This window comes from Janthinobacterium saanense, from assembly GCF_014200675.1.
Taxonomy (GTDB): domain Bacteria; phylum Pseudomonadota; class Gammaproteobacteria; order Burkholderiales; family Burkholderiaceae_D; genus Janthinobacterium.
Window position 1 is genome coordinate 42,824 of the sequence record NZ_JACHCI010000032.1, and the last position, 6,669, is coordinate 49,492.

The following is a 6,669-nucleotide window of genomic DNA, read 5'->3' on the forward strand; positions in this document are numbered from 1 at the left end:
AGCCAACATTTTCAGGGTAACATATTCACAGTATTTCTTGTCCGACCCCAAGCCCCATAGTGGGATTCTGATGATTACACAGACTGCAGCGCCCCTGAATTTCCTCTCCGCCCCGGTTGACGAACGGGGCCGCCATGCTTGAAACAAAAGTCGCCCTGTGTTTGCGCCTGAGCCAGGAAGCCCGTGAGCAAGCCGGCCCCCAGCAAGCGGCCACCCTGGCGCGTTTGCATAGTGAGCTGGAACTGTTGCGCGGGGCCAGCCGGCCCGTGGTGCGCGTGGCGCCGGCCGACGCCTTGTTCGAGGTCGATCTCGACGGCTTTCTGATCGGCTGGAACCATGGCGCCGAGCAAATGTTTGGCTATTCCGAATTCGAGGCGCTGGGCCAGCACATTTTGTTCCTGTATCCGGAAGACAATGCCGAAGAGGGCGTCCTGGAATTGCATGTCGCGCAGAGCGACGTGGCCACCGATGTGCGCCGGCGCAAGAAATCGGGCATGCTCAGCTGGCTGCGCATGCATAGACATGTGATGCACGACCAGGCGGGCAAGGTGGCCGGCATGGCCGTGCGCCTGTCGGTCTTGAGCGAGCCGCTGTCCGATGTCGACAAGGTGAAATTGCATGCGCGCATCATTGAAGACAGCGAACAGGGCGTGCTGATCACCGATGCCGAAGAGCGCATCGTCTCGATCAACAGTTCGTTTTCCCGCATCACCGGTTATTCGCCGGCCGAAGCCATCGGCCGCACGCCGGATTTGCTGCGCTCGGGCGTGCACGATCCCGACTTCCGCGCCAAGGTGCGCGCCGCCATGCGCGGCCACGGTTCCTGGCGCGGCGAAATCATCGGCAAGCGCAAGAGTGGCGAATTGTTTCCGCAAGACGTGACCATCAGCGTGGTGCGCGACGAGTTCGGTGAAATCAGCCATGTGTTTTCCCTGTTTTCCGATATCAGCGTGCACAAGGATGCCGAGGCGCGCATGCAGCGCATGGCCAATTACGACAGCCTGACGGGCTTGCCCAACCGCTGCCTGCTCAATCAATTGGTGGACCAGGGCCTGGCTGAAGCCAAACGGCAAGGCACGCATGGCGCGCTGATGGTGATCGACATCAACCGCATCGGCTCCATCAGCGACACCCTGGGCCATGAAGTGGGCGACCAGCTGGTGATCGCCATCGGCCAGCTATTCCGCGCGGCATTGCGCGATGCGGACATCCTGGCCCGCGTGGACAACAATAAATTCGTCGTCGCGCTCTTGCATATCGAAAAGCGCGAGCATGCGGCCAACGTGGCGCAAAAGCTGCTGAACCTGCTGGAAGCGCCGATCAATATCGAGGCGCACGCCCTGCACGTGGGCGCCAGTATCGGCATCACCGTGTACCCGGAAGATGGCCTGGAAGCGCCGGCCCTGTTCCGTTTTGCCGACGTGGCCGTGGCCAAGGCGGGGCAGAATATCGAATCGACGTTTTTGTTTTACCGCGAAGACATGAACCGCCGCGCCAAGGAGCATTTACGGCTGGAAAGCGAAATGCGGCTGGCGCTGGGCGACAAGGAACTGGAACTGCATTACCAGCCGAAAGTAAGCTTGTCCACGGGGCGCATCGTCGGCGCGGAAGCCTTGCTGCGCTGGAAGCATCCGATGCGCGGCATGGTTTCGCCTGGCGTATTCATTCCTGTCGCGGAAGAAACCAGCCTGATCCTGGAACTGGGTACCTGGGTGCTGGACGAGGCTTGCCGCCAGATCCGCAGCTGGGAAGACCGGGGCTTGCAGATGCCGGCCATCGCCGTCAATCTGTCGGCGCGCCAATTCGATGCGCAATTGCCGGCGCGCATAGCGGCCGTGCTGGCGCGCCACCGCGTGCGGCCCCAGCAGATCATGCTGGAAATCACCGAAAGCTTGCTGATGCGGGGCGCCGATACGGTGATCGGCATCATGAATGAATTGGTGTCCATGGGCCTGGCGCTGGCGCTGGATGATTTCGGCACCGGTTATTCCAGCCTGGCGTATTTGAAAAAATTTCCCATCAGCACGCTCAAGATCGACCGTTCCTTTGTGGTGGGTTTGCCGTTCGAGCAAAACGATTGCGCCATCGCCCGCGCCATCGTGACCATGGCGCAGCAGTTGCGCCAGGAAATCGTCGCCGAAGGCGTGGAAACGGCCGAGCAGATGCATTTCCTGCGCGAACTGGGCTGCGACCAGCTGCAGGGCTATCTGTTCAGCCCCGCCGTGCCGGCAGCGGAATTCGAAGCCATGCTGGTGGCGGACAAGCGCTTATTGCTGGGGGAAGAAGCCGCTTGCTAGCAAGGACGGGATAGCTTGACCTTTTCCAGCAGGTAATCGAGCATCACGCGGACACGGGCCGGTACTTGCAAGCCCGGCCCCATGAAGACGGCATGCACGATTTCGCCGTCGCCCGTGCTGTAGTCTTCCAGTAGCGGCACCAGCCGGCCCTGGGCGATATCCTCGCGCACATGCTGGCTCATGAAACGCCCCAGGCCCATGCCGGCCAGCGCCAGCTGGCGCATGCTTTCCCCATCGCTGACCAGAATCTCGCCCTGCGGCGTGATCTCGATATGGCCGCCCAGGCCATCGCGGAAGGGCCAGGCTTCTTTCTGGTGCCGGAAATTGAATCCCAATAATTTGTGCGTGGACAATTCCTGCGGCGTGCGTGGCGTGCCGTGGCGCGCCAGATAAGCGGGCGCGGCGGCGACGATCATGCAATCTTCGCCCAGCTTGCGCGCCACCAGGTTCGATTCCTTCAGCCGGCCCGTGCGGATGGCGATGTCGGTACGGTCTTCCAGCAAGTCGACCACGGCGTCGCTGACCACCACGTCGAGCATGATGTCGGGGTAGCGCTCGCTGAATTCGGGCAGGATGGGCAGCAGATAGTGCACGCCAAACGGCACGAAACAATTGATGCGCAGCCGCCCGCGCGGCGCCGCCCCTTGCGCCGCCTCGCGCTCGGCACTGTTGATATCGTCCAGGATGCGCTTGCATTGCACATAAAAAGTGTCGCCCTCGGGCGTGGTGTGCAATTGCCGCGTACTGCGCTGGAGCAAGCGCGTGCCCAGCCGCGCTTCCAGGCGATTGACCAGTTTGCTGACAGCCGATGGCGTCAGTTCCAGTCGCCGCGCCGCGGCGGAAAAAGCCCCGGCCTCGACCACGGCGGCGAAGACGGCCATCTCGAACGAACGGTTGATATCCTGGCGCGCCATTATTGAATCCATTTCACAGGTGTTTCCATTATCAGAGTCTATATCAAAAGACTGCCAGTCGATACACTGTCCGGCTTGAATGATTTGCCGGAGAAGAGCGATGACTGCCGCAACCCCTGTTTCTACTGTTTCCACCAGAATGCCGCCCGGTGTGCTGGCGCTGGCCGTCGGCGCCTTTGCCATCGGCGTCACCGAATTTATCGTCGTTGGCATCTTGCCGGCCATCGCCAAAGACCTGGGTATCTCTATCGAGTCGGCCGGCTCGCTGGTCAGCCTGTATGCGCTGGCGCTGGCCATCGGCACGCCGCTGCTGGTGATCGCCATGTCGCGCCTGCCGCGCAAGGGCGCCTTGCTGGGGTTGATGTCGGTTTTCCTGGCCGGCAATCTGCTGGCGGCTTTATCGCATAGCTTTGAAATCTTGCTGTTTGGCAGGGTGATTACGGCGGTGGCGCACGGTGCCTTCTTTGCCATCGGCGCCACGGTGGCGGCCGGCCTGGTGCCGAAGGCGCAGGCGGGCAGGGCGATTTCCGTGATGTTTGCGGGATTGACGCTGGCCATGGTGATAGGCGTACCGCTGGGCAGCTTCCTGGGTAATCTGTTTGGCTGGCGATTGCCTTTCTTTGCCGTCGTGTTGCTGGCCGCGCTGGGCCTGGCCGCCATGGCGCGCTGGTTGCCGACCGGCTTGCCACAGGGCGCAGGCGGCAAGGCGGCGACGCAGCTGGCCGCGCTGGCTAGCGGCCCCATCCTGACCATGATGGCCGTCACGGCCTTCGGCTTTGGCAGCAGCTTTGCCGCCTTTACCTTCATTACGCCTATCCTGACGGACATTACGGGCTTTTCCACCACCACCGCCAGTGCCTTGCTGATCGTGTTTGGTGCCGCCACCTTTAGCGGTAATCTGGCGGGCGGTTATCTGAGCAGCCATTACGGCTGGCAAAAGGCGTTGCGCATCATGCTGCTGGCGCTGGCCGTTACGCAAGTGGGTGTCGCCTTGAGCATCAGTTCGCAATGGCTGATGCCGGTGATGCTGTTTATCTGGGGTTTCTTCGCCTTTGGCCTGTCACCCGCCTTGCAGGCTGGCATGTTGTCCACGGCCGAGCGCTACACGCCGAAAGCAGTCGATTTCGCTTCCGGCCTGAATATCTCGGCGTTTAATCTGGGCATTTCGTTTGGATCCATGCTGGGCGCGCTGATGGTGTCGCGCCACCTGATGGCCGCTTCACCCTGGGCCGGCATGGTTGCCGCGCTGCTGGCCCTGCTGCCACTGGCCTGGCTGGCCCGCAAGAACCTGGCCTCGCATGTGGCGGGGGCGGGCGCCCATTAAGTAGACCCTCAACTAGGCCGTCGCGGCTGCGCGCCTTCTGCGCTGCGCCGTCAGCGAGCTGCCCATCGACGCGGCCATGATCATGACGATGGCCAGCCATTGGATGGCGCTCAGGTATTCGTCCAGCAGGCATAGCGCCAATATGGCCGCCACGGCCGGTTCCATGCTGGCCATGATGCCGAAGGCCTGCGGCGGCAATCGCTTGAGCGCCACCATTTCCAGCGAGATCGGAATGGCGCTCGACACCAGCGCCACGCCCAGTCCGACCAGCAGCACCGTGGGCGAGAGCAGGGCGCTACCGGCGTGCACCACGCCCACAGGCACCACCACGATGGCCGCCACCAGCAGGCCCAGCGATACCGAATGCCCGGCATGCATGGCGCTGGCGCGCTTGCCGAACACAATGTAGGTGGCCCAGAACACGGCAGCGGCCATCGCAAAGCCCACGCCGCGTGGGTCCAGGCCGCTGACATTGTGTGCTAGCGGCAGCAGCAAGCCCAGTCCCGCGATGGCCAGCGCCACCCAGACGAAATCGAGCGGGCGGCGCGAGGACAGCAGCGCCACCGCCAGCGGTCCTGAAAACTCGATCGCCACGGCAATCCCGAACGGTATCGTGCGCAGGGCCAGGTAAAAACACAGGTTCATGGCCCCCAGCGCCGCGCCATACAAAACCACCGCACGGGCATCCGCGCGGCTCAGATGCCAGCGCCACGGACGCCAGAATAATAGCAATAGCAAAGCCGAAAAGCCCACCCGCACGGCGGTGGTTCCCTGCGCGTCGACCAGTGGAAACAGCGTGTGCTTGGCCCACGAAGTGCCCAGGCCGAGCGAGGTAACGGCACCTAGGATGGCCAGCAGGGGAATAAAAGCGGAATAGCGTGACAGTGTCATGGTGAAATGTATTGAAAGCGTGATGCCGAAAGTTTATTGTGTCTATCCTGATATTTGCACTGCATTTAGCTACCCATGACGCAACTTTCGCTCGCCGCACTCGACACCTTCGACCTGGCCATCCTGGAAATCCTGCAGCGCGACAACACGGTTTCGCAACGCGAGATCGCTACAGCCGTGCACCTGTCGGCGCCCGCCGTGCAGCGGCGCATCCGGCGCCTGAGGGAAAGCGGGGTGATCCGTGCCGAGGTGGCGGTACTCGACGCCAGCCGCCTTGGCCGACCCTTGATCCTGACGGTGGAAGTGCATCTGCACGACGAGCACCCGCTGCGCACGGCCGGCCTGCGCGCCCGCATACTGGCCGAACCGGCCATACAACAGTGCTACGGCATCACCGGCGAGGCCGACTATTTGCTGGTGATCACGGCCAGCACCATGGCTGAATACGAAGCGCTGACGGAGCGCCTGTTCGGCGGCGACGACAACGTACGGCGCTTCCGCACCTCGGTGGCCTTGACCTGCCTGAAGATGGGGCAGTATGTGCCGCTGAGTTTATAGCCTGTCATTTCGCTTGATATCAGGCAATGATCGGCAAGCTGAAGCAATCTAATCTATGTCGATTAGTGCCTTACGCGCTGACATTGGGGCCGCCTTGAATATCAATGAATGCATACATTATTTAACGCCTGCCGGCACGGATGCCATCATCATGCCGTTGGCCGCAGGGAAACCGGGCAAAGCGGTGCAAGCATCCTGGGATTGCCCGAACTGGCCAGCAGATCTTTTTGCGATTGCCGCTGCCATGATTGAGCGCTCCGGTTGCTATACCGAGGTCAGTCCTGACCGCCAGCACCTGGAAGCCCATGCGGATTATTTGGAAAAAATCGAGCAAGCGGCCCATGCGTGGAATGCCGATCCCGGAGCGCCGCCAGCAACGCTGATGGTGTTATGGGAGCAGCTTGTGACGCAGCATGGCGGCGTGGAAATCGAGCAGCTATGCGCATCTCCTGCTGTCATTTCCATACTGCTTACGCTGTTTGCCGTCGCGGACGAAACTTGTGCCGGCATGGGCTGGGATGTCACTCGGCATGAAGTGCCTGCGCGGGCGTTTGCTGCCATCGCGATGGGGGCCATGGCCGATAAAAGTAGTTGATTAGCGCTGATCTTCATCTGCCAGCCTGAGCGAAGCCTCAGTTCGCCTGCCGGTCGCTGCGGCGGCGTACAGGAAGCGCCGCAGGATGGC

At 61.9% G+C, this 6,669-nt stretch carries 6 protein-coding genes; 4 read left to right on the forward strand and 2 right to left on the reverse strand.

Going from position 1 to position 6,669, the window contains the following annotated elements; all coding sequences use genetic code 11:
* The first annotated feature begins 134 nt into the window (after nt 1-134).
* Entirely contained in the window at nt 135-2,297 is a 2,163-nt protein-coding gene (locus HDE72_RS26755) for a putative bifunctional diguanylate cyclase/phosphodiesterase (RefSeq protein ID WP_183748446.1), read from the forward strand.
* Here HDE72_RS26755 and HDE72_RS26760 read toward each other — a convergent pair.
* The gene (locus HDE72_RS26760) at nt 2,294-3,223 is read right to left on the reverse strand and encodes a LysR family transcriptional regulator (protein ID WP_260176982.1); all 930 of its coding nucleotides are present in this window, start codon (nt 3,221-3,223) and stop codon (nt 2,294-2,296) included. The genes HDE72_RS26755 and HDE72_RS26760 overlap by 4 nt on opposite strands.
* 88 nt (nt 3,224-3,311) lie before the next feature.
* Between HDE72_RS26760 and HDE72_RS26765 the strand changes: the two genes are divergently transcribed.
* Nucleotides 3,312-4,535 carry an MFS transporter gene (locus HDE72_RS26765; protein ID WP_183748448.1) on the forward strand — a complete coding sequence of 408 codons (1,224 nt, stop codon included), beginning with the start codon at nt 3,312-3,314 and terminating at the stop codon, nt 4,533-4,535.
* 12 nt (nt 4,536-4,547) lie between these two features.
* Here the strand turns inward: HDE72_RS26765 and HDE72_RS26770 are convergent, their stop codons facing one another.
* Nucleotides 4,548-5,426: an EamA family transporter gene (locus HDE72_RS26770; protein WP_183748450.1), complete on the reverse strand. Its 879-nt coding sequence runs from the start codon at nt 5,424-5,426 to the stop codon at nt 4,548-4,550.
* A 75-nt stretch (nt 5,427-5,501) separates the two neighbouring features.
* Between HDE72_RS26770 and HDE72_RS26775 the strand changes: the two genes are divergently transcribed.
* Entirely contained in the window at nt 5,502-5,984 is a 483-nt protein-coding gene (locus HDE72_RS26775) for an Lrp/AsnC family transcriptional regulator (protein ID WP_183748452.1), read from the forward strand.
* 94 nt (nt 5,985-6,078) lie between these two features.
* Complete coding sequence (locus HDE72_RS26780) at nt 6,079-6,579, forward strand: hypothetical protein (protein WP_183748453.1); 501 nt, start codon at nt 6,079-6,081, stop codon at nt 6,577-6,579.
* The last annotated feature ends 90 nt before the right edge of the window (nt 6,580-6,669 follow it).